Origin of the sequence: Variovorax paradoxus, from assembly GCF_024734665.1 — a bacterium.
Taxonomy (GTDB): Bacteria; Pseudomonadota; Gammaproteobacteria; order Burkholderiales; family Burkholderiaceae_C; genus Variovorax.
The window spans coordinates 6,499,534-6,522,330 of the sequence record NZ_CP102931.1; the positions used below are offsets into that span (position 1 = coordinate 6,499,534).

Sequence of the window (22,797 nt, forward strand, 5' to 3'; positions counted from 1 at the left end):
CTCAGAGCATGGCCCAGCCGCCATCGACGGGCAGGTCGACGCCGGTGATCTGTCGGGACACATCGCTCGCCATGAAGAGGCAGGCGTTGGCAACGTCGGCATCGGTGGAGACGCGGCGCAGCGCATAGTCGGCCGCGTGCCGCGTCATCGCTTCTTCCAGCGTGATGCCGAGCTTGTCGGCCATGTTGGCGCACACCTTCTCGCGAAAGCGCGGCCCGTCGACCATGCCGGGCGCCACGCAATTCACGTTGATGCCGTACGGGCCGGCCTCCAGCGCAAAGCTCTTGGTGATGCCGCGCAGGCCCCACTTCGAGGCCGAGTAGGCCATGCGGCCGGCGCGTCCGCGCAGGCCGAAGGTGCCGCCGACGTTCACCACCTTGCCGCTCCTGCGCTCGATCATCGAGGGCAGCACGGCGCGCATGGTGTTGAAGCAGCCTGTCATGTTGAGCTGCACGATCTCGTCGAATTCCTCGCTCGTGGTTTCCCAGCCGGTCTTGCCGATCGGGCCCGAGCCGCCAGCCACGTTGACCAGCACGTCGATGCGGCCGAAGGCCTCCAGCGCATGCGCGGCCAGTGCCTCGGTCTGCGCGCCCACGGTCAGGTCGCAGGGCACGACGACCGCATCGACGCCGAGCGCGCGCGCCTCTTCGGCCACAGGCTCGATGGCACCGGTGTCGCGCCCGGCCAGCACCAGCTTCGCGCCTTCCCGTGCAAAGGCCAGCGTCACGGCGCGCCCCATGCCCTTGGCCGGGCCGGTGATGAGCGCCACCTTGTCTCTCAGTTGCAGTTCCATGTCGTTTCTCGCTTTCAGTTCAAAGTCTTGGAGGGGCGCTCGGCGCGCGCGGGCAGGAAGCTGCGGTCGAACACTTCGGCAGGCGCCGGTGTGCGCGGCAGCTGGTTGGCGTCCACCACGATGTCGATGGATTTCTTCAGTCGCGCGTCGTCCACGTCGCCCAGGCCGATGCGGGCCACCTCCGGGTGGCTCATGTCGTTGCGCAGCGTGGCGAGCAGCTTTTCCTTCTCGACCTCGCGCTTGAGCAGCGGCTCGCGCTTCATGACGTAGTCGATGCCCATGTCCGGGTCGGCAATGACTTCCTTCACCGCGCGGTTCAGCGCCTTCACGAAGCCTTGCACCGCCTTGGGGTTGTCCCGGGCGAAGACGCGCGAGAAGAACACGGCGTTCGAATACAGGTCCATGCCGTGGTCGCCGTAGCGGATGAAGCGCAGGTCCTTCGCCGGATCGAGCCCCATCGCCTTCGCGCTGAAGCTCACGGTGGTGACGTAGCCGAAGGCGGCGTCGATCTGCCCGCGCGTGAGCATCTGCTCGCGCAGGTTGGGCGCCATGTTGATGATGCTTACCTTCGACGCATCGACCTTCGCGATCCTGGCGAAGGCCGGGAACAGCTTCAGCGCGCCGTCGTTGGCGGGGCCGCCGATGGTCTTGCCTTCGAGGTCCTTGGGCGTCTTGATGGGGCTGCCCTGCTTCACCACCAGCGTGAAGGGCGGCGTGTTGTAGAGCATGTAGACCGCCACCGGCGCATCGGCCGGGCGTTTCGATGCCAGGTCGACCAGTGCGTTGAGATCGCCGAAGCCGGCCTGGTAGGCACCCGCCGCCACCTTCGGGATCGAGGCCGCGGAGCCCTCGCCCTGGTCGATCTCGACGTCGAGGCCCTCGGCCTTGAAGTAGCCCTTGTCCTGGGCGACGAAGAACCAGGCCTGCGGGCCTTCGTACTTCCAGTTGAGCACGAGCTTGACCGGCACCTGCGCGGCGGCGGAAACGGCCGCCAGGGCCAGGCCGGCGGCAGCGCCCAGCGAAGCAAGCGAACGCACGAGGCGCGAGTTGGCGAAGAAGGACAGCGGCATGCGGAGGACTCCTAGCGTTTCTTGGAGAGTGAGGAAAGCGAAGCGAGCAGCGACTCGGCGGTTGCAACGAAACCGTGCAGCTGCTGCACGATGAAATGAATGCCGCGCGTCACGTAGGCCGGCGACGGGGTGCCGCACGCGTCCTTCAGCAACACGCAGTCGTAGCCGAAGAAGTTCGCGTCCTGCAGCGTCGAGAACACGCAGCGGTCGGTGTTGATGCCGGCGAACAGCAGCGTCGTGATGCCCTGCTGGCGCAGGACGCTGTCGAGCTCGTTGTCCCAGAAGCCGCTGAGGCGGTGCTTGTGCACCGTGATGTCGCCGGGCGCTACAGCCAGCTCGTCGATCACCTGCGCACCCCACTCGCCCTGCACGAGCGACGGGCCGTGGTCGATGGGCGAATGCTCCGCATAGCCCACGCCGTCTGCGCTGCGCTTGCCCTTGAATTGCACCGTGGGCGACAGGTTGAGGCGGTCCGCGCGAATACCCCAGTTGAGCCACACCACGCCGCCGCCAGCCGCGCGCCATGCCGGCAGCAGCCGCGCGATGGTCGGAATGGGCTTGCGCGCCGCGCGAATGCCGATGCCCTTCTGCGCGAACCAGCCCTCGGGATGGCAGAAGTCGTTCTGCATGTCGATCACGACGAGCGCGCTGCGCGCCAGGTCGAACTCGATCGGCTGCGGCTCGGCGGGCATCTGCACGGGCCGTGGCCGCTTCGGGGAGCGCACGAGGCTGACCCGGCCGCCGGCGAGCGTCCAGGCGTTGTGGGGCGCCGGACCGAAACGGACGGGCGGTTGCGCCGCATTGGTGCGCGAGGGTGCAGATCGGCGTGTCATGCGAGATCGGCACGCAGTCGCCGTGCCAGAAGGTGCTCCGAATCCATACCGATTCACGTACTGCCCGTTGCCGTTGCGGCAACGGTAAAAGCGGCACTCCTGGCGCGCTTCGTGCAATCGCCACGGGCATGAACCACCTTCGCTTCCTGCGCTATGCAGACGAGGTCGCCCGGGCCGGCTCGATCCGCCAGGCGGCCGAGCGGCTCCATGTCGCACCCTCCGCCGTCAACCGCCGCATCCAGGACCTGGAGGACGAACTGGGCACACCGCTCTTCGAGCGTTTGCCGCGCGGCATGCGCCTGACCGCCGCGGGCGAACTGTTCGTGCGCTACATCCGCGGCCGCTCTTCGGAGCTGGAGCGGGTGCGCTCCGAAATAGAAGACCTGCAGGGCCTGCGCCGAGGCGCCGTCCGGCTGGTGGCCAGCCAGGCGCTCGCGCCGCGCTTCCTGCCGGCGGCCGTGAATGACTTCGCTGCGGAGCACCCGCTGGTGGCTTTCGATGCGCGCATCGGCGACCACGTACAGGCCGCCGACGCGCTGCGCAGCTTCGAGAGCGACCTCGCGCTGGTGTTCAACCTGGCGCCGGAGTCCGACATCGAGCGCGTGTGCGCGGTCGAGCAGAAGCTCATGGCCATCATGCACAAGCGCCATCCGCTGGCGAAGTCCAAGACCCTGCGCCTGAGCGATTGCGCCGACTACCCTGTGGTGCTGCCGAACCGCGACACCGGCGGGCGCCAGATGCTGGAGCGCTTTCTCGCCCGCAGCTCCACGCGGATAAGGGCCATGGTGGAGAGCAACAGCTTCGAGTTCCTGCGCGGCTGCCTCTACGACGGGCGCTCGATCTCGTTCCAGATGGCCATCGGCGCCGCGGCCGAAGCCCCCGACATCGTGGCGCGGGACATCGAGGACCGCGGCTTTCCGCGTGGCGAACTGGTACTGGCCAGCCTGCGCGGCCGGCAGTTGCCGGTGATCGCCTATGCCTTCGCGGAGTTCCTGCGCAAGCGGCTCACCGGAGCGCAGGCCGCGGACGCCCGCTAGCGCGACAGCGCGGGCAGCGCCTTCTCCAGCGTGGCGACGAAGGCCTGCATGGCTTCGGTCTCGTGCGCGCCGCGCTTGGTGATGCGGAAGAAGTCCAGCCCCACCTTCGGCTTGGTCAGCACGTCGGTGCGCACGCGGTGCCGGCGGCACGCTGCCAGCGCAAAGGTCGGCATCACGGCCGTGCCGAAGCCGGCCTCCACCATCGAGATCAGCGTGCCGAAGAAGTTGAACGCGGGCCGCTGCGCGTCGACACGGCCGATGGTGGCCAGATGCTGGTCGATCACCTTCTGGATCGGGTTGCCGGGCGGCAGGCCGAGAAGTTCGGCGCTGCGCAACGCGGACCATGGCGCGGTGCCGATGGCCGGCGGCTCTTCGCCATCACCATCGCAAGGCGCCACCCGCATCAGGTGAAAGCGCCCTACCGGCGTGCGCTCCAGCCCCGCCGCGGCCTTGAAGAAAAAGCCCAGGCCCACGTCGGCATCGCCGGCCGCCACCATCGCCTCCACGTCGCGCAGGTCGGCATCGAACAGGCGCAGGCTCACCTGCGGATGCGCCGCGCGGAAGGTGGTGAACACCTGCGGCAGCAGATGCGAGGACACCAGCGGCGTGGCCGCAATGCGCAGCGTCTGGCGCGCGGCGTCGCCCTCGGCACCCAGCTCGGCCGCCACGTCGTCGAGGTCGGTGACGAGGCGTTCGACCACCGGCAGCAGGCGTCTCCCCGCAGGCGTGAGGCTCACCACGCGCGTGGTGCGGTCGAACAGCCGGCAGCCCAGCTGCTTTTCCATCTCGCGGATCAGGATGCTGAGCCCCGCCTGCGTGATGTGCGCCTGCTCGGCCGCGCGCGTGAAGTTGCCCATGCGCGCGACCTGCAGGAAGGCGCGCATCTGGCGGGTCGAAAGATTCATAAGGATTCATGATAAATCCATATCACATCTAAATTTCCCAAATGACCAGCTTGCGTTCCTAATGCGGCCCGAGACAAAACCGAACGCAACGACCGACCATCCATGAGCAACGAAGTCATCATCCTGGGCGCCGGCATCGGCGGCCTGACCCTGGCGCTGAGCCTGCACCAGGCCGGCATTCCCTGCCGCGTTTACGAGGCCGTGCCCGAGCTGAAGCCGCTGGGCGTAGGCATCAACCTGCTGCCGCACGCGGTGCGCGAACTCACCGAACTAGGGCTGCTGGACGCCCTCGACAAGGTGGGCGTGCGCACGCAGGAGGCCGTGTTCTTCACCGAGCACGGCCAGCTGATCTTCCGCGAGGCCGCCGGCCAGCACGCGGGCTACGACTGGCCGCAGTTCTCCATCCACCGCGGCGACCTGCAGACGGTGCTGTACGAGGAGACGCTGAAGCGCCTCGGCCCCGACAGCGTGGTGTGCGGCCGCCGCTGCACGGGCGTGACACAGGACGCCGGGGGCGTCACCGTGCACTTTGCCGATGCGCCTTCGGTGCGCGGCGCGATCGCGGTCGGCTGCGACGGCATCCACTCGGCGCTGCGCAAGCAGCTGTATCCGGATGAAGGCGCGCCGCGCTACTCGGGCGTGAACATGTGGCGCGGCACCGCGCGCTGGAAACCCTTTCTCTCGGGCGGCAGCATGGTGCGCGCGGGCTGGCTCGCGGTCGGCAAGATGGTGATCTACCCGATCCGCAACGACATCGACGCCGAGGGCAATCAGCTCGTGAACTGGGTCGCCGAGATCCACGCACCGCAGCCCGCGCTGCGCGACTGGAGCCGCGCGGGCCGGCTCGAAGACTTCCTGCCTGCGTTTGCCGACTGGCACTTCGACTGGCTCGACGTGCCCGCGCTGATCCTCGCGTCGGACACCATCCTCGAGTACCCGATGGTCGACCAGGATCCGCTGCCGCGCTGGACGCACGGCCGCCTCACGCTGCTGGGCGACGCGGCGCACCCCATGGTGCCGCGCGGCTCCAACGGCGCCGGGCAGGCGATCATCGATGCGCGCTTCCTGGCCGGCGCGCTGAAGGACCTGGGCGTAGGCACCGCCGCGCTGGAGGACTACGACCGCGTGCGCGTCAAGGCCACCACGAGCGTGGTGCTGACCAACCGCAGCAACCCGCCCGACGCGATCCTGCGTGAAGTGTTCGAACGCTCGGGCGGCAAGCGCTTCCAGAACATCGAAGACGTCGTGCCCGTCGCCGAGCTGCAGGCCATCTCGGACAACTACAAGCGCGTGGCCGGCTACGACCCGGTGGCGCTGAAGGCGCGCGCTTCCTACCTTTGAGCATCACTGAAAAGAACACGGAGACACGACCATGCGTTCGCTTATCAAAAAGACACTTGCCTCCCTGCTCTTCGCAGCAGGCGCCACCGCCGCCTGTGCCTGGCCCGACCAGCCGATCACGCTGGTGGTGCCCTACACGCCCGGCACCGGCATCGACCTGGTGGCGCGCCAGCTCTCGGCCCGCCTGCCCGCCCTGCTGGGCCAGCCGGTGATCGTCGAGAACGTGGCCGGCGCCAGCGGCAACATCGGCAGCGAACGCGTGGCGCGCGCCAAGCCCGACGGCTACACGCTGATGGTGCAGGTCAACACGCTGGTGATGAACCGCAGCCTTTATCGCTCGCTGAGCTACGACCCGGTGGCCGACTTCGCGCCGGTGTCGCTCACCTCGTGGGGCACGCTGCTGCTGGTGACGAACCCGAACGTGCAGAAGGCGACGACCGTGTCGCAGATGGTGAGCGCGGCCAAGGCAGCGCCCGGCAAGCTGACCTATGCCACGCCGGGCGTCGGCACGCCGCACCACCTGTCGATGGCGCTGTTCATGCAGGGCACGGGCACCGAGATGCTGCACGTGCCGTACAAGGGCACGGCCGGCGCGGTGACCGACCTGCTGGGCGGGCGCATCGACTACATGTTTTTGCCGGTGCACGTGGCGCTGCAGCACATCCAGGTCGGCAAGCTCAAGGCCATTGCCACCGGCAGCGGCAAGCGCCTGCCGCAACTGCCTGACGTGCCGACGCTGGCCGAGGCCGGCGTGACCGCCGACAACGTGGACATGTGGTACGGCGTGCTCGCGCCCAAGGGCACGCCGCCTGACGTGGTGGCGCGGCTCAACAAGGAGATCGCGGCGGTGCTCAAGCAGCCTGAAGTGGCGAAGTCGTTCGAATCGCAGGGCATGGTGCCGGCGAGCTCGACGCCAGCCGAATTCGGCACGCTGATGAAGAAGGATGCCGATCGATGGGCTGCCGTGGTCAAGCGCGGCAATATCACCGTGGACTGAAGCAGACAGCTTCAGCGCGGCGCCGAGGCCTTCCCCGCGTGCCGCGCCAGATGCACCTGGTGCAGCGTGATCTTGCGCACCTCGGCCTGGCTGGTCTCGATGTGCGCGCGCAGCAGCATCGCGGCCTGGTCGCCGCGATTGGCGCGCACGGCCTTCAGAATCTTCGCGTGCTCGTCGTAGGTGGCGTCGATGCGCGGCTGCTTGGTGAAGTCGAGCCGGCGGATGATGCGGATGCGGTCGGTCACGTCGCCGTGCACGCGTGCCATCTCGGCGTTGCCGGCGGCCGCCACGAGCGAACAATGAAAGGCTTCGTCCCACTGCGCCACCTGCGCCATGTCGCTGCTGCGCTGCGCCGCGGGCACCAGCCAGATGCCGGCCAGCGTGTCGAGCAGGCCGCGGTCGATGTGGCGGTCGGTCTCGCACAGCCGGTGCACGGCGGTGGTCTCCAGCACCATGCGCAGGTCGTAGAGCTGCTCGAACTGGTCGAAGTCGAAGGGCAGCACGCGCCAGCCGCTGCGGAACAGCACTTCGACGAAGCCTTCCTGCTGCAGCCGGAACAGCGCCTGCCGCACCGGCGTGCGCGATACGCCGAGCCGGTCGCTGATCTCGCCTTCGGTGAAACGGTCGCCGGGCACGAGGATGAAATCGGCCACGTCGCGCTTGAGCTGCGCGTAGACCTCGTCGGCCCGGGTACGGAAAACGGCCGTATCGGTGGCGGTAGCGGGAGTTTCGGGGCGGGTTCGAACAGTAGACACGTGTGGGATGGTAGTCGCTGGCGTCGGCATCAAGAAGAAGGACTGCTGTTCAGCGCTGCAAGCAGTGCTGCGCTTGGTGCGGTCCAGCCGACGATGGCGCCTTGTGCACGGACCATGTCGAGCGTGGCCGCCTTGAATGCCGGGAAATAGCTTTCGGTGCAGTCTTCGAGCAGCAGGCTGTCGTAGCCACGGTCGTTGGCTTCGCGCATGCTGGTCTGCACGCAGACCTCGGTCGTGACGCCGCCGAACAGCAGATGGGTGATGCCGCGCTGCTGCAGCAGTTCGTGCAAGCCGGTGGCGTAGAACGCGCCCTTGCCGGGCTTGTCGATGACGATCTCGCCGTCGAGGGGGGCAAGCGCTTCGATGATCTGGTTGCCGGGCTCGCCGGCCACGAGGATGCGGCCCATGGGGCCCTCGTCTCCGATGCGCAGCGTGGGGTTGCCGCGGTTTCGCTTGGCGGGCGGGCAGTCGCTGAGGTCGGCGGCGTGTGCTTCCCTTGTGTGCACTACGAGGCCACCGGCCTGTCTCCACGCCCGCAGTGCTTCTTTCGTTGCAGGGACGATGGCTTCGAGCAGCGAGACATCGTTGCCCAGCGTTTCGCCGAAGCCACCGGGCTCGATGAAGTCACGCTGCATGTCGATGAGGACTAGCGCGGTCTTTGCTACGTCGAACTCGTAGGGAAATGGGTTGGCTTGTTCTATGCGCATGCTTTTGCTCGCTGGTTCCGATGCGTTCATGCCGCAGCCTTCAACGGCTCGTGATGCCCACCGCCCATGTGCGCTCCGATCACGTGTCTTTCCGCACCAGCCGCCGAAGTCTCGAAAACGATCTGCCCTTCGCTCATCACGACGATGCGGTCCGCCAGTTCGAGCAGTTCGTCGAGGTCTTCGCTGATCAACAGAACTGCTCCGCCCTTCTCGCGCACCTGCACGATGCGTGAGTGGATTTCGGCGACGGCAGCGAAGTCGAGCCCGAACACAGGGTTCGCTGCGATCAGCACGTTGATGTCACCGGCCAGCTCCCGCGCCAGCACCGCGCGCTGCACGTTGCCGCCCGAAAGGCTGCGGATCGGCGCGCCCTCGCCCTGCGTCTTCACGCCATATTCGGCGATCCATTCCCGCGCCCGGCTGCGCCAATACGGAAAGCTCAGCACACCGCCGCGCGACAAGGGCGGTTGATCAAAATCACGCAGCGCCATGTTCTCTGCAACGCTGAGGTCGCCAACGCAGGCGTTGCGCAGCGGCTCTTCCGGAAGGCTGCGGACCTTGAGCTTGCGGTTCTCGGCGCGGTGCGCACCGTAGGGCTGGCCCATTACCGTGACCTTGCCCGCAAGGCGCGGACGCTGGCCGACAAGGGCCTCTACAAGTTCGCGCTGCCCATTACCGGAGACACCGGCCACGCCGAGGATTTCTCCTGCGCGCACGGACAGGCTCAGGTCGTGCAAGGCCAGCGTGCCGCGATCGCCTTGCGCCTTGAGTCCTTCGACCTTCAATGCAACCGGCGCGTTGGCAGGCACTGGTTTTCTGGCAACAGGAGCCGATGCCGACGCCTGCTCGCCACCCATCATGGCCTGCGCCAGTTGCGCCGGGCTCGTGCCCGCCACGCGGCAGTGATGCACCGCCTTGCCCCGCCGCAGCACCGTTACGCTGTCGGCATACGCCATCACCTCGCGAAACTTGTGCGTGATGATGAGCACCGTGCACAGCCCGCTGCGCGCGAACTCGCGCACATGGCCCAGCACCTCGTCGGCCTCCTGCGGCGTGAGCACCGAGGTCGGCTCGTCGAGGATCAGCAGGCGCGGCTTCAAATACAGCTGCTTGAGCAGTTCGAGCTTCTGCTTCTCGCCAGCCGCAAGCTCGGAGGGGCGCACATCAAGGTCGAGGCTGAACGGCGTGGTCGCAAGAAAGTCTTTCAGCTCCGCGCGCTTCGTTTTCCAATCGATCAGCGCCGGCGTCTTGCCGCCCGCGAGCAACAGGTTCTCCGCCACCGTCATGCCCGGTGCCAGCGTGAAGTGCTGGTAGACCATGCCGATGCCCAGCGCGCGCGCCACGATGGGGTTGGCGATGTCCTGCTCGCGCCCGTCGATCAGGATGCTGCCCTCCTCCGCGCGCTGGAAGCCCGCTACGCACTTCACCAGCGTGCTCTTGCCCGCGCCGTTCTCGCCGAGCAGCGCATGCACCGTACCGGGCTCGACGCGCATGGTCACGCGGTCCATGGCGGTGAAGGCTCCGAAGCGCTTGGTGAGTTCGTAGGTGTCGAGCGCGAGCGCGCCGGTGCCTGCGGGGAGGCCGCCTATGGCGTGGGGTGATGTGGCGCTCATGTTCGTTTGCCATCCCTTGGGTGCGTGTTCGGGGTGCGTGCGAATGACACCGGGTACTCCCCTCCGCGAATGTCCCCCGCCTTCGGCTCCTCCTTTATTTCGCTGCGGGGAGCACCCGGTGCCATTCGCACATGAGCACAGTCGTTATGCCGGCCGCACAAGCGCTGCGTCCATCGATCACGCCGATGGGGTGCCTTGCGCAGCGAAATAAAGGAGGAGGCCGCAGGCCGGGGGACATTCGCGGAGCAAGGTACCCCGTCGGCGTGATCGCACCCCGAACAAAGCAGCTTCATACAACCGCCAGCAAAGCCTGCGAGGTGGCATGCGCCCCGAACACGCCGCCCTGCATAGTGATCATCTTCAGCGCAGCGAGGTGGTTGCCGTAGTCCGTCGCCGCCGTGCAATCCGACAGCAGCAAGCATTCAAAGCCGCGGTCGTTAGCGTCGCGCATCGTGGTGTGCACGCAAACATCAGTCGTGATGCCCGCAAGGATGATGTTCTCGATGCCGCGCGTACGCAGGATCAGTTCAAGATCGGTCGCGTAGAACGACCCCTTTCCGGGTTTGTCGATCACGATCTCACCCGGCAGCGGCGCCAGCTCGGGAATGATTTCCCAGCCCGGCTCGCCGCGCACCAGGATGCGTCCACACGGCCCGTCGTCGCCGATGCCCACGCCATTCGCGCCGATCTGCCGCGAACGCCAGCGCTTGTTGGCCGGTAGGTCGCCCAGGTCGGGCCGATGGCCCTCTCTCGTGTGGATGATGTGATAGCCCAACGGCCGTAGCACCGCCAACGTACGCGCGATCGGCTTGATCGGCGCCTGCACCAGCGACAGGTCGTAGCCCATTACATCGACATACCCGCCCTTGCCGCAGAAGTCGGTCTGCATGTCGATGACGATGAGCGCGGTGTTGTCAGGCCGCAGCGCGCCGTTGTAGGGCCAGGCATAGGGCTCGGCTGCGACGTGGCGTTCGGTGGTGTTGGCGATGGTGGTGGTCATGGTCGTCATCCTGCGTAGTTGCGTTGCGGCGGCGCAAAGCCGCAACTCGTGCCGTCGGTCACCTTCACCTCGGCGCTCCACGGCAGCCTGTAGGTGCCGGCCGCCATGTCGTGCATGTAGGTGTAGGGGCAGTCCTGCGCGCCGCCCTTCACCGCCACGTACCCGCGGTGATAGAGCTGGTAGATGTTGTTCTCCACACCCCAGCCGGTGCGGGCCTCGCGCACGAGGTCGGGGCGCAGCTCGGCTGTGATGATCTCGTCGACGCGGCCACCGCCCTCGACCAGCACCGTGCCGTCGAAGTTGCAGAACATGCCCTCGCCCATCGAGTCGAAGCTGCCGTCGCTGCCGCACAGGCACACGCTCGCGGTGTAGGCGAGGTTGCAGAAAGCGTTGGCCTGGTTGGTGATCTTCCACGCATGGCGGATGGGCGCGGTGTAGCCGGCCGTGCGCAGGATGATGTCCGCGCCCTTGTATGCGGCCTCGCGGGCCATCTCGGGGAACATGCCGTCGTGGCAGATGATGAGCGACAGCTTGCTGCCGTTGGGTCCGTCGCACACCGGAATGCCCAGGTTGCCAGGCTCCCAAGGCTCGACCGGAACCCACGGGTGCAGCTTGCGGTAGTAGAGCCTGATCTTGCCGTGGTCGTCGATAATCAGGCCGCTGTTGTAGGGATTGCCGCCGGGGTTGGCTTCCATGATGGAGAAGCAGCCCCAGATGCGGTGTTCGATGCAGGCATTCCTGAAGGCGGCCACTTCGGGGCCGTCGAGCGTGCACATGATCTCGGGGTTGGTGTCCATCGAGAGTCCGTGCAGCGCGTATTCCGGGAACACCACGAGGTCCATGGTCGACTGGTTGCGGCGGGCCTTGCCCACCATCTCGCAGATGCGCTGCGCCTGTGCGGCGAGGTCGGCCGGCGTCTTCACGCTCGGCAGTTGCAATTGCACCAGACCGACGACAACGCCGTGCGCCGATTTGTTGAGGCCTCCGAGACCGCTCATGACATTCAGCTCCTTGTCGACGAGAGTTCACCGGGGCTGCCGACTGCCGCGCTGCCCGGCTTGCAGGTGAACACCAAAATCACCAGCGTGAGCACATACGGCACGGTGTTGAAGAGGTGATAGCCCCAGCCGATGCCGATGGACTGCAGTGCCGGGCCGATGGCGCCCGCGCCACCGAAGAGCAGTGCCGCGCCCACGCAGCGCAGCGGGCTCCAGCGCGCGAAGATGACGAGCGCCACGGCGATCAGGCCCTGGCCGCTGGAGATGCCTTCGTTCCAGCTGCCCGGATAGAACAGCGTGAGCGACGCACCACCGAGCCCGGCGATGAAACCGCCCGCCGTGGTGGCCGCGATGCGCAGGCCCGAGACCGAGTAGCCGAGCGCTCGCGTGGCCTGCGCCGAGTCACCCGCCATGCGCACCAGCAGCCCGGCGCGCGTGCGCGCGAAGCCCCACCACAGAAGCACCGCGAGCGCCACGCCGATGGGCACCAGCGCGTTGAGCTGCAGCGCCGAGCGCACGACAGTGTTGTCGCTCCAGAAGCCCAGAGGAATCGCAGGAATCTGCGGCGCCTGCGGTTGAATGAGCGGCTTGCCCAGATAGAACGCGAGCCCCGTGCCGAGCAGCATCAACGCGATGCCGGTCGCCACGTCGTTCACGCGGTCGAGCGAGCACAGCAGGCCGTGCAGCAGCGCAAGCGCTGCACCGGCCACCGCGCCGATCAGCACGCCGAGCCATGCGGAGTCGGTAAGGTACGCACCGCCGAAGGCCGCCATGGCCGACAGCACCAGCACGCCTTCGAGACCGAGGTTGATGCGCCCCGATTTCTCTGTGAGGCATTCACCCAGGCTCACGAACAGGAATGGAGCGCCGACGCGCAGCGCGCCACCGACGATGCCAGCGACCAGCGCGATCCATTGGTCAGCCGTCATGTGTAGCTCCTGGCTTCGGGCAGCATGCGGTCGCCGAACTTCTTCCAGTTGACCGTGCGCAGGCCCTCGCTCGCAAGAATCAGCACGAAGGCGATGCCCTGCAGCACCAGCACCGACGCATCGGGCAAGCCCAGCCGCCGCTGCAGCAAACTGCCCGCCGCGCCGAAGCCGCCGAACAGGATCGCCACCGGCACGATGGCCACCGGGTTGTGCCGTGCGATGAAGGACACGAGGATGCCCGCGTAGCCATACCCCGCGATCAGCGAGGCGTTGGCATTGGTGTGCACCGCCGCCACCTCGACCGCACCCGCAAGCCCCGCGCACGCACCGCCGAGTCCGCAGGCCGAAAGAATGAGCCGCGTGGCCGGCAGCCCCACGAGCTGCGCGGTGCGCGGATTGCCGCCCACCACGCGCACCGAGAAGCCCGAAGCCGTGGCGCGCAGCCACCAGCCGAGCCCCAGGCAGGCCACGACGCCGATCACCAGGCCCCAGTGCACGTCGGAACCGCCGATGCCGCCGATCAGCATCCCGTCGTTCAATGCATAGGTCGACGGCTTGTTCAGGCTCGCCGGGTCGCGCAGCGGCCCTTCGACCAGGTGCTTGAAGATGCCGATGGCGATGTAGGCCAGCAGCAGGCTGCTGATGGTTTCGTTGATGCCACGAAACTGCCGCAGCCAGCCCGCGAGCACGATCCACACCGCACCGGCGATTGCTCCGGCGATGCACACGATCACCGTGCCGATGACATTGCCGGGCAGCGGCACCGCATGCGCCAGCGCCGCGCAGGCGAGCCCGCCCAGCACCAGCGCGCCTTCGCCACCGATGATGATGAGCCCCGCGCGCGCGGGCAGCGCCACGCACAGGGCCGTGAGCATCAGCGGTGCGGCGCGTTGCAGCGTGTTCTGCCACGAGAACCAGTCGCCGAACGCGCCCTTGAACAGCGTGGCCCAGACCTCCACCGGGTCGACACCCGCGAAGGCCACCAGCAGGCCGAACACCAGCAGCGCCGCCGCGATGGCGAACACCGGCAGTGCGAATTCCTTGAGCGCGTGGCGCATTTCGGTAGTGCGGGATCGATCAGACGGAGCCGACCACACCCTCGACGAGGTAGTTCATCTTCTCGAGCTCCAGGTCGGTCTGCTTGAGCACCTTGCCGGCCGGCACCACGACCGCGCCCTTGTTGTCCTTGATGCCGTCCTTGAAGATGTCGAAAGTGCCCGCGATCATCTTCGCCTTGATGTCGTCGGCCTGCTTCTTCGCGGCGTCCGGCACCATGGGGCCATAGGCCGACATCTTCACGTAGCCCTCCTTCAAACCTCCGCGCAGGAAGTTGGGATGCGGCTTGCCGGTTTGCGCGGCTTCGATGGCGGTCTTGTAGGCGGTGAGCCAGTTCCACTCGGCGCCCGTCAGGTATGCATTGGGCGCGAGCTTGGCCTGGCTCGCGTGGTAGCCGCAGACCATCTTTCCGCGCTTGGCTGCGGTCTCGACCACTACCTTGGGGCCGTCCACGTGCATGGTGAACACGTCGCAGCCCTGGTCGGCCAGGCTGTTGGTGGCTTCGGCTTCTTTCACCGCCATCGACCAGTCGCCCGTGAAGATCACGCTGCAGGTGATGTTCGGCTTGACCGAGCGCGCGCCGAGCGTAAAGGCGTTGATGTTGCGCAGCACCTGCGGAATGGGCTTGGCGGCGACGAAGGCGATCTTGTTGCTCTTCGTCATGTGCGCGGCGATCACGCCGTTCAGGAACTGGCACTCGTCGATGTAGCCGAAGAAGCTGCCGACGTTCTTGGGGTGCTTGCCTTCGGTCCAGAGGCCGCCACAGTGCGAGAAGCGCACGTCGGGGTTCTTGGGCGCGACCGCGAGGATGTGCGGGTCGAAGTAGCCGAACGAGGTGGGAAACAGCAGCTTGGCGCCGTCCTGCGAAATCATGCCGCCCATGGTCTTCTGCACGGCGGCGGTTTCGGGCACGTTCTCTTCTTCCACCACCTTGATGCCGGGCAGCTTCTTGATCTCGGCGGCGGCCATGGCATGCGCCTGGTTGTAGCCGTAGTCGTCGCGCGCGCCGACGTAGATCACGCCCACGGTGAGCGGCTTGGGCTTGGCCTGCGCGCTGGCAAGGGCGCTCCAGCTTCCGAGGCTGCCTGCTGCGCCAAGCGCGGCCAGGGTCTTGAGGGAATCGCGGCGATTGAATTGGCTGGTCATGACGTACTCCGGTCTTGGATTTGAGGTGGGTGCAAAGAATGTGCCCGCGGGTCAGCCGAGCAGGCTCACGTGGGCGGCGACTACGCGCCAGCCTTCGGCCGTGCGCAGCCAGGTCTGGCTCTGGCGGCCGGTCTGGCGGCTGCCTTCGCGGCGGAACTCGACGTTGGCGGTCGCAAAGTCGCGGCCGTAGGTGGTGATGACGGTGCGCAGCAGTTCGCGGGGCGGGCTCTGCTGGGGCAGCGATGCGCGGAAGGCGCTGATGTCTGCGTGGCCGTAGTGGTTCTCGGAGAAGCCGTAGCGCAACGTGTGCGGGCTGTTCCAGAAGAGCTCGTCGAGCACCGCGCGGTCGTTGCCGACCAGCGCCGCCTCGTAGCGCGCGAACACTGCGTTCACTTCAGCGAGCACTTCGGGGATATTGATTTCTGGCGTCACCGGCGAACCTCCCGCTGGAAGATGTCGAGGCTGAGCTTCTTCATGGCGACGAAGCTTTCGGTGCTCAGCGTCTCGACGGTGCGCGGGCGCGCATCGCCGTAGCGCAGGATCTCGGCGACCTTGGTGGGCCGCTTGGTCAGCAGCAGCACCTCGTCGGCGAGGTACACCGCCTCTTCGAGGTCGTGCGACACCAGCAGCATGGTGGTGCCGGTCTGCATGAACACCTCCTGCAGCTTCTCGCGGATGAAAAGCGTCATCTCGAAGTCGAGCGCCGAGAAAGGTTCGTCGAGAAACAGCACCTCGGGGTTGGGCGCGAGCGCACGCATGATCGACGCGGTCTGCTGCTGGCCGCCCGAGAGTTCGTACGGAAAGCGCTTCAAGTCGAACTTCACGTCGAAGGAGGCCACCAGCTCTTCCATGCGCCGGTCGACCTCGGCCTTGCTGCGCCCTTCGAGCTTCAGCGGATAGGCGATGTTGTCGATGGTGCGCATCCACGGGAACATTGCCTCGCGGTAGTTCTGGAACACGTAGCCGATCTTGGTGTCCTTGCGCTGCTTGCCGTCGAACAGGATCTCGCCTGAGTCGATGGGAATGAGCCCCGCGATCATGTTGATGAGCGTGGACTTGCCGCAGCCGTTGGGCCCGAACACCGAGACGATGGCGTGCTTCGGAATGTCGAGGTCGAAGTTCTCGTAGAGCGGCCAGCCCGCGAAGTACTTGGTGAGGCCGCGGATGGTGATGTGCGTGCCAGCCGGGCCGGGCTTGAAGGCCGGCTTGGGCACGTCGGCGTACACCAGGCCGTTGACGACGATGTCTTGCGTGACTTTCATCTTCCGCTCCAGTGCACGATGCGGCGTTCGGCGATGAGGAAGAGGATGTTGAGCACATAGCCCAGCGCACCGGCCGCAAGAATGGCCGCGTACATGCTCTTCACGTTGAGCACCTGCTGCGCATCGATGATGCGGTGGCCGAGCCCCGTGTCGGAGCCGATGAACATCTCGGCCACGATGACGATCACCAGCGCCATCGACACCGCGGAGCGCAGGCCCACGAAGCTGGGCTGCAGGCTTTCCCAGATCAGCACGTCCTTGAAGACCTGCCAGCGCGAGGCGCCCATGACGCGCGCGGCCATCACTCGCTGCTTGCGTGCATTGATGACGCCGTAGGCGCTGTTGAACACCACGATGAGCAGCGCGCCGAATGCCGCAATGGCCACCTTGTTGACGTCGCTCACGCCGAAGATCAGCAGAAACAGCGGAATGAGCGCGGACGACGGCGTGGAGCGGAAGAAGTCGATCAGAAACTCCACGCTGCGGTACGCCTTCTCGTTGCTGCCGAGCAGCACGCCCAGCGGCACGCCGATGGCCGCCGCGATGACGAAGGCCTGCACAGTGCGCCACACGGTCATGGCGAAGTCGGTGAGCAGCGGGCCACCAGCCAGGCCGGTGATGAGCGCGGCGATGGTGTCGGCGGGCGTGGGCAGCAAGATCGGCTTGATGAAGCCGAGCCGCACCACCAGGTCCCACGCGATGAACAGCACCACCGGGCCGATGAAGGGCAGCATGCGGTCGCGCAGCGGCGGCTTGGGCGCCGCAGTAGCAGCACTGGCCGGCGGGGTCCACGGCGCGGCCGTGGTCGTGCTTGCTTCGGCCATGGTCTTCAGGCCTTGTAGAGAAGCGTGTCCACCACGACCTTCTTCTCGAAGATGCCTTTGTCGGTGAACAGGTCGTAGAACTTCTGGAAGTACGCGACGTCGCTGGGCTTGAACTCGTTGTAGAGCATGTACGACGCGAGCGGCACTTCGGCCGTGAGCTTGCCTTCGATGGCGGTGTAGCCCTTCATGAACTGGCGGGCTTCGTCTGGCTTGGTGCGCACCAGTTCCACGCCGCGCGCATAGGCGGCGATGTACTTCTTCGAGATCTCGGGGTTCTTCTTGATGAACTCGGTGGTCAGGCTGGCTGCGCCGCCGTGCCAGGGCGCCATCGGGTCGCCGAGGATGTACTTGGCAACCACGCCGGCCTCGATGACGCGCGTGGTGCCGTTCATGCGGCCGACGGTGCCGGTGGGCTCCAGCGTGTAGCAGGCGTCGACCTGGCCCGCGACCAGTGCGGCCACGTGCTGGCCGATGGGCAGTTCGCTCACGGTCGCGCCCTTGGCGCCCGCGCGTTCCAGCATGGTCTTGCACAGAGTGACGTTCTGGATGCCGGGCCCCGAGGCGACCTTCTTGCCGGCCAGCTCGGCCATGGTCTTGATGGGGCTGTCCTTGGCGACGATGAATTCGTCGAGCACGTATTTCGCGTTGCTCGGATTGGTGCAGAAGATCTTGAAGAGACCCGGCTGCGCGATCTCGCCGATGGCAAGGTTGGCCGAGCCGGTGCCGTTGGCGCTGCCGTCGCAGCGGCCGGCGAGCATGCCTTCCATCACCTGCTGCGCGCCGGCGAACTTGAGTGGCTCCACCTCGAGGCCAGCTTCCTTGAAGTAGCCCTTGTCGACCGCGGCGAAGAATGGCAGACCGGCGGCCACGGGCCAGAATCCGATGCGCAGCTTCACCGCGCCCTGCGCACGCACGATGGCTGGCGCGGCCAGCACGGCCAGGCCTGCGGCGCCGGCCTGCAGCAGCTGTCGGCGGCTACTACTGCTGCTTGATGCGGGAGGTTTGTCTTGGGTGCTCATCGGAACTCCTGATCAGTTGGAACTCGGGGTCGCGCGGTTCGCGACGTATGCGCGCCAGCCGCCGTGATGGGTCACGTCCTGCGCGCCGGCCAGTGCATGGCCCTCGCAGATGAAGCCTTTCACCCAGCTGCCATCGGCCAGCTCGACGCTGCCGAGGCCCAGGGGCGGTGGAATGAGGGAGAGAAAGCTGCCGACCTGCGCCAGTGGCACGGCCCACACTTCGAGCGCGATGGCGGCGCCTTCATTGCCTTCGACCACACGCTGCAGGCCGGGCTTGGGCGGCACGGTTCCCGGCAACGCGTAGAGGCGATAGAAGGGCGAGGTCGTGGTGGCACGCAGCAACTTGGCGCCGCGCTCGGTGAGCTGGGCGTTGAGCGGCATGCCCGAGAGATGCGCACCGACCACGGCGATGGGCAGGGTGCCGGCGTCCGGCGCGGCGAGGCCGGGAATGGCGCGCGGCTCGGGCAGCGGCACGCCGGTCGCGCCTTGCGCGAGCCCGGTGGCGTGGTGGTAGCGCTGGCCCAGGTCGGCCAGCGCGAGGTCGCTGCCGCAGGGGCCGATCAGCGTGATGCCGAAGGGCAGGCCGTCCGGGCGGAGGCTGCTGGGCACGGAGAGCGCGGCGTAGTCGAGCAGGTTGACGAAGTTGGTGTACGCGCCGAGGTTGCGGTTGAGCACCACAGGGTCGGCGCGCATCTGCTCGCGGGTGTAGTGCGTGGGCGCGGTGGGCACGAGCAGCACGTCGATGTCGCGCCACATCGGCTCGACCTGTTGAGCGATGGCGCGCAGCCGCGTCTGGGCCTCGAACACGTCGGCAGCACTGTAGTTGCGGCCGCTCGCGAGGATGCCGCGCACGGGCTCGATCACCTCGTCGCCGTGCGCATCGAAGAACTCGCGCACCGCGGCGTAGCGTTCGGCGACCAGCGCGCTTTCATAGAGCAGCGCGGCGGCCTCGGCGAGCGGGGCGTAGGAAATGGTGACCGGCGAGCCGCCCATGGCCAGCAGGCGCGCGGTCGCGTCGTTGAACGCCCGTTCGGCGGCGTCGTCGCCGAAGAAGCTCAGCCTGTCGGGCACGCCGAAGCGGAAGTGCGCGGGCAGCGGCTTGCGGCTCAGGGCCAGGTCGCGCGAGTACGGGTCGCGCGCGTCGTGGCCGACTGCGGCGAGCAGCACGTCGACCGCGGTGGCGACAGTGCGCGCGAAGATCGAAACGCAATCTGCGCTCTGCGCCGCGGGAACCACGCCGAAGGTGCTCAGCAGGCCGCGCGAAGGCTTGAGGCCGACGATGTTGTTGAGCCCGGCCGGCACGCGGCCAGAGCCTGCGGTGTCGGTGCCCAGTGCGAAGTCGACCTCGCCGGCCGCCACCACATAGGCCGAGCCCGAGCTGGAGCCGCCCGAAACGTATCGCGCGTCGAAGGCGTTCGGCACCTCACCGTACGGCGAGCGCGTGCCGTTCAGGCCGCAGGCGAACTGGTCGAGGTTGGTCTTGCCGGCCAGCGATGCACCGGCTTCGAGCAGGCGCTGCACCACGGCTGCGTGAGCCTTGGGGAGGCGGTCGAAGGCCGGACAGGCGGCCGTGGTGGGCGCGCCGGCCACGTCGATGTTGTCCTTGACTGCGAAGCTCAGTCCGGCGAGCGGCAGGGCAAAGCCCAGGGCCTTGCCAGCCGCTGCGTCCGCCACGGGGGCCGCGAATTTCGCGATCCAGGCGGCGGCGGGCGATCCGCTTTCTCCGTTTTCTTCATGCACCATCATTAGGCATCCAAACATGTGTACAAGTTGAGATGCAAGCGGCGTGCCAGCGGAAACGTGTCGGGGATTGGCCCCCTCTCCCCTCGGGGAGAGGGTTGGGGTGAGGGCAGGTGCGGACGATGAGGCGCGGCTCTTATCTAGAGGCCGCCGCCCTCACCCCGCCCTCTCCCCAAGAGGAGAGGGAGTCATGCAGGTCAGCTCTTCTTCGCGTCGCGGTAGAGCTTCTCGACCTTGGGCAGGTTCGCCTCAAGCTTGGTGATGCGATCCGGCCCGCTCGGGTGCGTCGAGAGAAAGTTCAAGCTGCCCTGGTTCTTCGACGCCGCAGCCATCTTCTGCCACAGCGACACCGAAGCCTTCGGGTCATAGCCCGCACGCGCCGCGAGTTCGAGCCCCACGAGATCGGCCTCGGTCTCGTCGCTGCGGCTGAACTTGAGCGTGAGGAGCTGCGTGCCGGCACGCGCCGCCAGGTCGCCCACCTGCCCCCAGCCGAGCAACTGCGCACCGATGGAGAGCGCCGCGCCCGTGCCCGCGCTCTTGGCCATGCGGGCACGCGCATGCTCGCGCAGCGCATGGGCCATTTCATGGCCCATGACCATCGCGACCTCGTCGTCGGTGAGCTTGAGCTGTTCGAGGATGCCGGTGAAGAAGGCGATCTTGCCGCCGGGCATGCAGAAGGCGTTGATCTGTTTGCTGCCGATCAGGTTGACCTCCCACCTCCAGTCGCGGGCGCGCGAATTCCACGGCGTGGCGAAAGGAATGAGCCGCTGGGCGATGGCGCGCAGGCGCTGCAGTTGCGGGTTGCTGTCGCCCGCGAGCGCATTCTTGGCGCGTGCCTGTTCGAGCAATTGGCCGTATTGCTGCACGCCGGCCGCCTCGATCCTGTCGGCCGGCACGAGGTTGCGCGCCACCGATGCATTGCCGACATCGACCTGCGCCAATGCCGGTGCGCTCAGGGCCGCGCCGGCGGCGGCCAGAAGAAAGGCCCGCCGGGGATTCCACGTGGAAGCGGCAGAAATGGCAGAAGTGGCGGAAACAGGGCGATCGCAGCGTGTGCACATAGGAGCCGGATCATAGGAACAAATGAAGACAAAGGCCCTGGCCGATGTCCCCCGCCACTCATGGACAATCCGGGGTTCATGTCCGCCTCGCCCGCAGAAACCCCCACCACCCCCTCTCCGCCCTGGCGCGACGCGCTGAAGGTCTACCTGGAACCCGCCACCCTGCGCATGCTGGCGCTGGGTTTCTCGGCCGGGCTGCCGCTGCTGCTGGTGCTCGGCACCCTGAGTTTTCGCCTGCGCGAAGCGGGCATCGACCGCACCACCATCGGCTACCTGAGCTGGGTCGGCCTGGCCTACGGCTTCAAGTGGGTCTGGGCGCCGCTGGTCGACCGGCTGCCGCTGCCGCCGCTGACCACACTGCTGGGGCGCCGGCGCGGCTGGCTGCTGCTGGCGCAGTGCGTGGTCATTGCCGGGCTGATAGGCATGGCGCTGAACGACCCTAGGCTGGGCCTCACGCCGCTGATCTGGTGCGCTCTGCTGGTGGCCTTCGGCTCGGCCACGCAAGACATCGCGCTCGACGCCTTCCGCATCGAATCGGCCGAAACGCGCAAGCAGGCCGCGCTGGCGGCGGCCTATCAGACCGGCTACCGGCTCGCGATGATCTGGGCCGGCGCGGGCGTGCTGTGGGTCGCGGCCTGGGCCGAGGTGGCGCCGGCCGCCGCAGTCACGGGCGCGGCGGCGTACCAGAACGGTGCCTGGAAGACGGCTTACCTGGTGATGGCGGCCTCGATGGCGGTGGGCGTGATCACGGTGCTGCTGTCGCCCGAACCAGCGCCGAAGGAGCGCCAGATTGAAACGGCCGAGATGGCCGCTACGCGTGAGCAGATCGCAACGACCGGGATTCCCGTCTACGGCGCGATGCTTGCGCTGGCCGTCGTTCTGCTCGTTCCGGCTGCCGTGGCGCTCCAGATTCACTTTGTGATTCTCATCACGGCACTGTTGATCTTTGTGTCGCCGGTCGTGCTCGCCTACGCAGCGCTGGTTATATGGGCCGCGCGCATGAAATGGCGCGTGCGCATTCCCCAGCGGGCGCTCTCGCTGGTCGTCTGGTTCATTCACGCCTTCTACAAGCCCTTCGCCGACTTCATCCGCCGCTACAAATGGCAGGCCATGCTGATCCTTTCGCTGATCGCCATCTACCGCATCAGCGACGTGGTGATGGGCATCATGGCCAACCCCTTCTACGTCGACATGGGCTTCACCAAGGACGAGGTGGCCTCGGTCAGCAAGATCTACGGCGTGATCATGACGCTGGTGGGCGCCTTCGTGGGCGGCGTGCTGTCGATGCGCCTGGGCGTGATGCGGGTGCTGATGCTGGGCGCGGTGCTCAGCGCGGCCAGCAACCTGCTGTTTGCCTGGCTGGCCTCGCGCGGGCACGACCTGACGGCGCTGATCGCCGTGGTCTCGGCCGACAACCTGGCCGGCGGCATCGCCTCGGCGGCCTTCATCGCCTACCTGTCGAGCCTCACGAACATCAGCTATTCGGCCACGCAGTACGCCTTGTTCAGCTCGCTGATGCTGCTGCTGCCGAAGTTCATCGCCGGTTATTCAGGCGTCTTCGTCGATGCCTACGGCTACAGCACCTTCTTCGTCGCCACCGCGCTCTTGGGCGTGCCGGTGCTGGTGCTGGTGGCGCTGGCCTCGCGAATGACGGCCATCACAAGCCCCACGGACCGTCAATAGGGCCTGGGCCCTATAGGAAACAGCCGAC

At 67.1% G+C, this 22,797-nt stretch carries 22 protein-coding genes; 4 read left to right on the forward strand and 18 right to left on the reverse strand.

Annotated features, from left to right (window positions below; translation table 11 throughout):
• Window position 1: 1 nt before the first annotated feature.
• The 3 genes from NWF24_RS30390 to NWF24_RS30400 are packed head-to-tail and all read right to left on the reverse strand — an operon-like array spanning window position 2 to window position 2,696.
• Complete coding sequence (locus tag NWF24_RS30390; RefSeq protein ID WP_258351768.1) at window positions 2–793, reverse strand: SDR family NAD(P)-dependent oxidoreductase; 792 nt, start codon at window positions 791–793, stop codon at window positions 2–4.
• 14 nt (window positions 794–807) lie between these two features.
• Window positions 808–1,863: an ABC transporter substrate-binding protein gene (locus NWF24_RS30395; RefSeq protein ID WP_258351769.1), complete on the reverse strand. Its 1,056-nt coding sequence runs from the start codon at window positions 1,861–1,863 to the stop codon at window positions 808–810.
• An 11-nt stretch (window positions 1,864–1,874) separates the two neighbouring features.
• Window positions 1,875–2,696, reverse strand: a complete 822-nt coding sequence (locus NWF24_RS30400) for a cysteine hydrolase family protein (RefSeq protein ID WP_258351770.1) — start codon at window positions 2,694–2,696, stop codon at window positions 1,875–1,877.
• Between the two features lie 128 nt (window positions 2,697–2,824).
• Between NWF24_RS30400 and NWF24_RS30405 the strand changes: the two genes are divergently transcribed.
• Window positions 2,825–3,733 carry a LysR family transcriptional regulator gene (locus tag NWF24_RS30405; RefSeq protein ID WP_093175520.1) on the forward strand — a complete coding sequence of 303 codons (909 nt, stop codon included), beginning with the start codon at window positions 2,825–2,827 and terminating at the stop codon, window positions 3,731–3,733.
• On the opposite strand, the gene NWF24_RS30410 is transcribed toward NWF24_RS30405, so the two are convergent.
• Complete coding sequence (locus NWF24_RS30410; protein WP_258351771.1) at window positions 3,730–4,638, reverse strand: LysR family transcriptional regulator; 909 nt, start codon at window positions 4,636–4,638, stop codon at window positions 3,730–3,732. The two genes, NWF24_RS30405 and NWF24_RS30410, sit on opposite strands and share 4 nt — an antisense overlap.
• Before the next feature lie 102 nt (window positions 4,639–4,740).
• Here NWF24_RS30410 and NWF24_RS30415 point away from each other — a divergent pair, with 102 nt between their 5' ends.
• Both NWF24_RS30415 and NWF24_RS30420 read left to right on the forward strand, forming a co-directional pair.
• Entirely contained in the window at window positions 4,741–5,979 is a 1,239-nt protein-coding gene (locus NWF24_RS30415) for a flavin-dependent oxidoreductase (RefSeq protein ID WP_258351772.1), read from the forward strand.
• 31 nt (window positions 5,980–6,010) lie between these two features.
• Entirely contained in the window at window positions 6,011–6,976 is a 966-nt protein-coding gene (locus tag NWF24_RS30420; RefSeq protein WP_258351773.1) for a tripartite tricarboxylate transporter substrate binding protein, read from the forward strand.
• A gap of 11 nt (window positions 6,977–6,987) precedes the next feature.
• Here the strand turns inward: NWF24_RS30420 and NWF24_RS30425 are convergent, their stop codons facing one another.
• The 14 genes from NWF24_RS30425 to NWF24_RS30490 all read right to left on the reverse strand — a co-directional run bounded on the left by NWF24_RS30425 (window position 6,988) and on the right by NWF24_RS30490 (window position 21,086).
• Complete coding sequence (locus NWF24_RS30425; RefSeq protein WP_258351774.1) at window positions 6,988–7,731, reverse strand: GntR family transcriptional regulator; 744 nt, start codon at window positions 7,729–7,731, stop codon at window positions 6,988–6,990.
• 29 nt (window positions 7,732–7,760) lie between these two features.
• Window positions 7,761–8,438, reverse strand: a complete 678-nt coding sequence (locus tag NWF24_RS30430; protein WP_258351775.1) for a cysteine hydrolase family protein — start codon at window positions 8,436–8,438, stop codon at window positions 7,761–7,763.
• Window positions 8,439–8,464: 26 nt separating this feature from the next.
• Window positions 8,465–10,051, reverse strand: a complete 1,587-nt coding sequence (locus NWF24_RS30435; RefSeq protein WP_258351776.1) for an ABC transporter ATP-binding protein — start codon at window positions 10,049–10,051, stop codon at window positions 8,465–8,467.
• Window positions 10,052–10,340: 289 nt separating this feature from the next.
• Window positions 10,341–11,051: a biuret amidohydrolase gene (gene biuH, locus NWF24_RS30440; protein ID WP_093054229.1), complete on the reverse strand. Its 711-nt coding sequence runs from the start codon at window positions 11,049–11,051 to the stop codon at window positions 10,341–10,343.
• Window positions 11,052–11,056: 5 nt separating this feature from the next.
• Window positions 11,057–12,049 carry a formamidase gene (locus tag NWF24_RS30445; protein WP_258351777.1) on the reverse strand — a complete coding sequence of 331 codons (993 nt, stop codon included), beginning with the start codon at window positions 12,047–12,049 and terminating at the stop codon, window positions 11,057–11,059.
• Between the two features lie 5 nt (window positions 12,050–12,054).
• Window positions 12,055–12,978 (reverse strand): ABC transporter permease, encoded by a 924-nt coding sequence (locus NWF24_RS30450; protein WP_093053407.1) that lies wholly within the window; start codon window positions 12,976–12,978, stop codon window positions 12,055–12,057.
• Window positions 12,975–14,036 carry an ABC transporter permease gene (locus NWF24_RS30455; protein ID WP_093076739.1) on the reverse strand — a complete coding sequence of 354 codons (1,062 nt, stop codon included), beginning with the start codon at window positions 14,034–14,036 and terminating at the stop codon, window positions 12,975–12,977. Before NWF24_RS30455 ends, NWF24_RS30450 begins: the two co-directional genes overlap by 4 nt.
• A gap of 19 nt (window positions 14,037–14,055) precedes the next feature.
• Complete coding sequence (locus tag NWF24_RS30460) at window positions 14,056–15,180, reverse strand: BMP family ABC transporter substrate-binding protein (protein WP_258351778.1); 1,125 nt, start codon at window positions 15,178–15,180, stop codon at window positions 14,056–14,058.
• A 51-nt stretch (window positions 15,181–15,231) separates the two neighbouring features.
• Entirely contained in the window at window positions 15,232–15,612 is a 381-nt protein-coding gene (gene hpxZ, locus NWF24_RS30465; RefSeq protein ID WP_258351779.1) for an oxalurate catabolism protein HpxZ, read from the reverse strand.
• Complete coding sequence (locus tag NWF24_RS30470) at window positions 15,609–16,442, reverse strand: ABC transporter ATP-binding protein (protein ID WP_258351780.1); 834 nt, start codon at window positions 16,440–16,442, stop codon at window positions 15,609–15,611. Before NWF24_RS30470 ends, hpxZ begins: the two co-directional genes overlap by 4 nt.
• Window positions 16,439–17,266 (reverse strand): ABC transporter permease, encoded by an 828-nt coding sequence (locus tag NWF24_RS30475; protein ID WP_258351781.1) that lies wholly within the window; start codon window positions 17,264–17,266, stop codon window positions 16,439–16,441. The genes NWF24_RS30470 and NWF24_RS30475 overlap by 4 nt, the downstream gene beginning before the upstream one ends.
• Before the next feature lie 5 nt (window positions 17,267–17,271).
• Window positions 17,272–18,285 carry an ABC transporter substrate-binding protein gene (locus NWF24_RS30480; RefSeq protein WP_258351782.1) on the reverse strand — a complete coding sequence of 338 codons (1,014 nt, stop codon included), beginning with the start codon at window positions 18,283–18,285 and terminating at the stop codon, window positions 17,272–17,274.
• Between the two features lie 12 nt (window positions 18,286–18,297).
• A complete protein-coding gene (gene atzF, locus NWF24_RS30485) occupies window positions 18,298–20,031 on the reverse strand; it encodes an allophanate hydrolase (RefSeq protein WP_258351783.1) in 1,734 nt (577 codons plus the stop codon).
• Between the two features lie 191 nt (window positions 20,032–20,222).
• Window positions 20,223–21,086, reverse strand: a complete 864-nt coding sequence (locus tag NWF24_RS30490; RefSeq protein WP_258351784.1) for a M48 family metallopeptidase — start codon at window positions 21,084–21,086, stop codon at window positions 20,223–20,225.
• Between the two features lie 60 nt (window positions 21,087–21,146).
• Here NWF24_RS30490 and NWF24_RS30495 point away from each other — a divergent pair, with 60 nt between their 5' ends.
• Window positions 21,147–22,769, forward strand: a complete 1,623-nt coding sequence (locus NWF24_RS30495) for an AmpG family muropeptide MFS transporter (RefSeq protein WP_258351785.1) — start codon at window positions 21,147–21,149, stop codon at window positions 22,767–22,769.
• Window positions 22,770–22,797 lie beyond the last annotated feature (28 nt).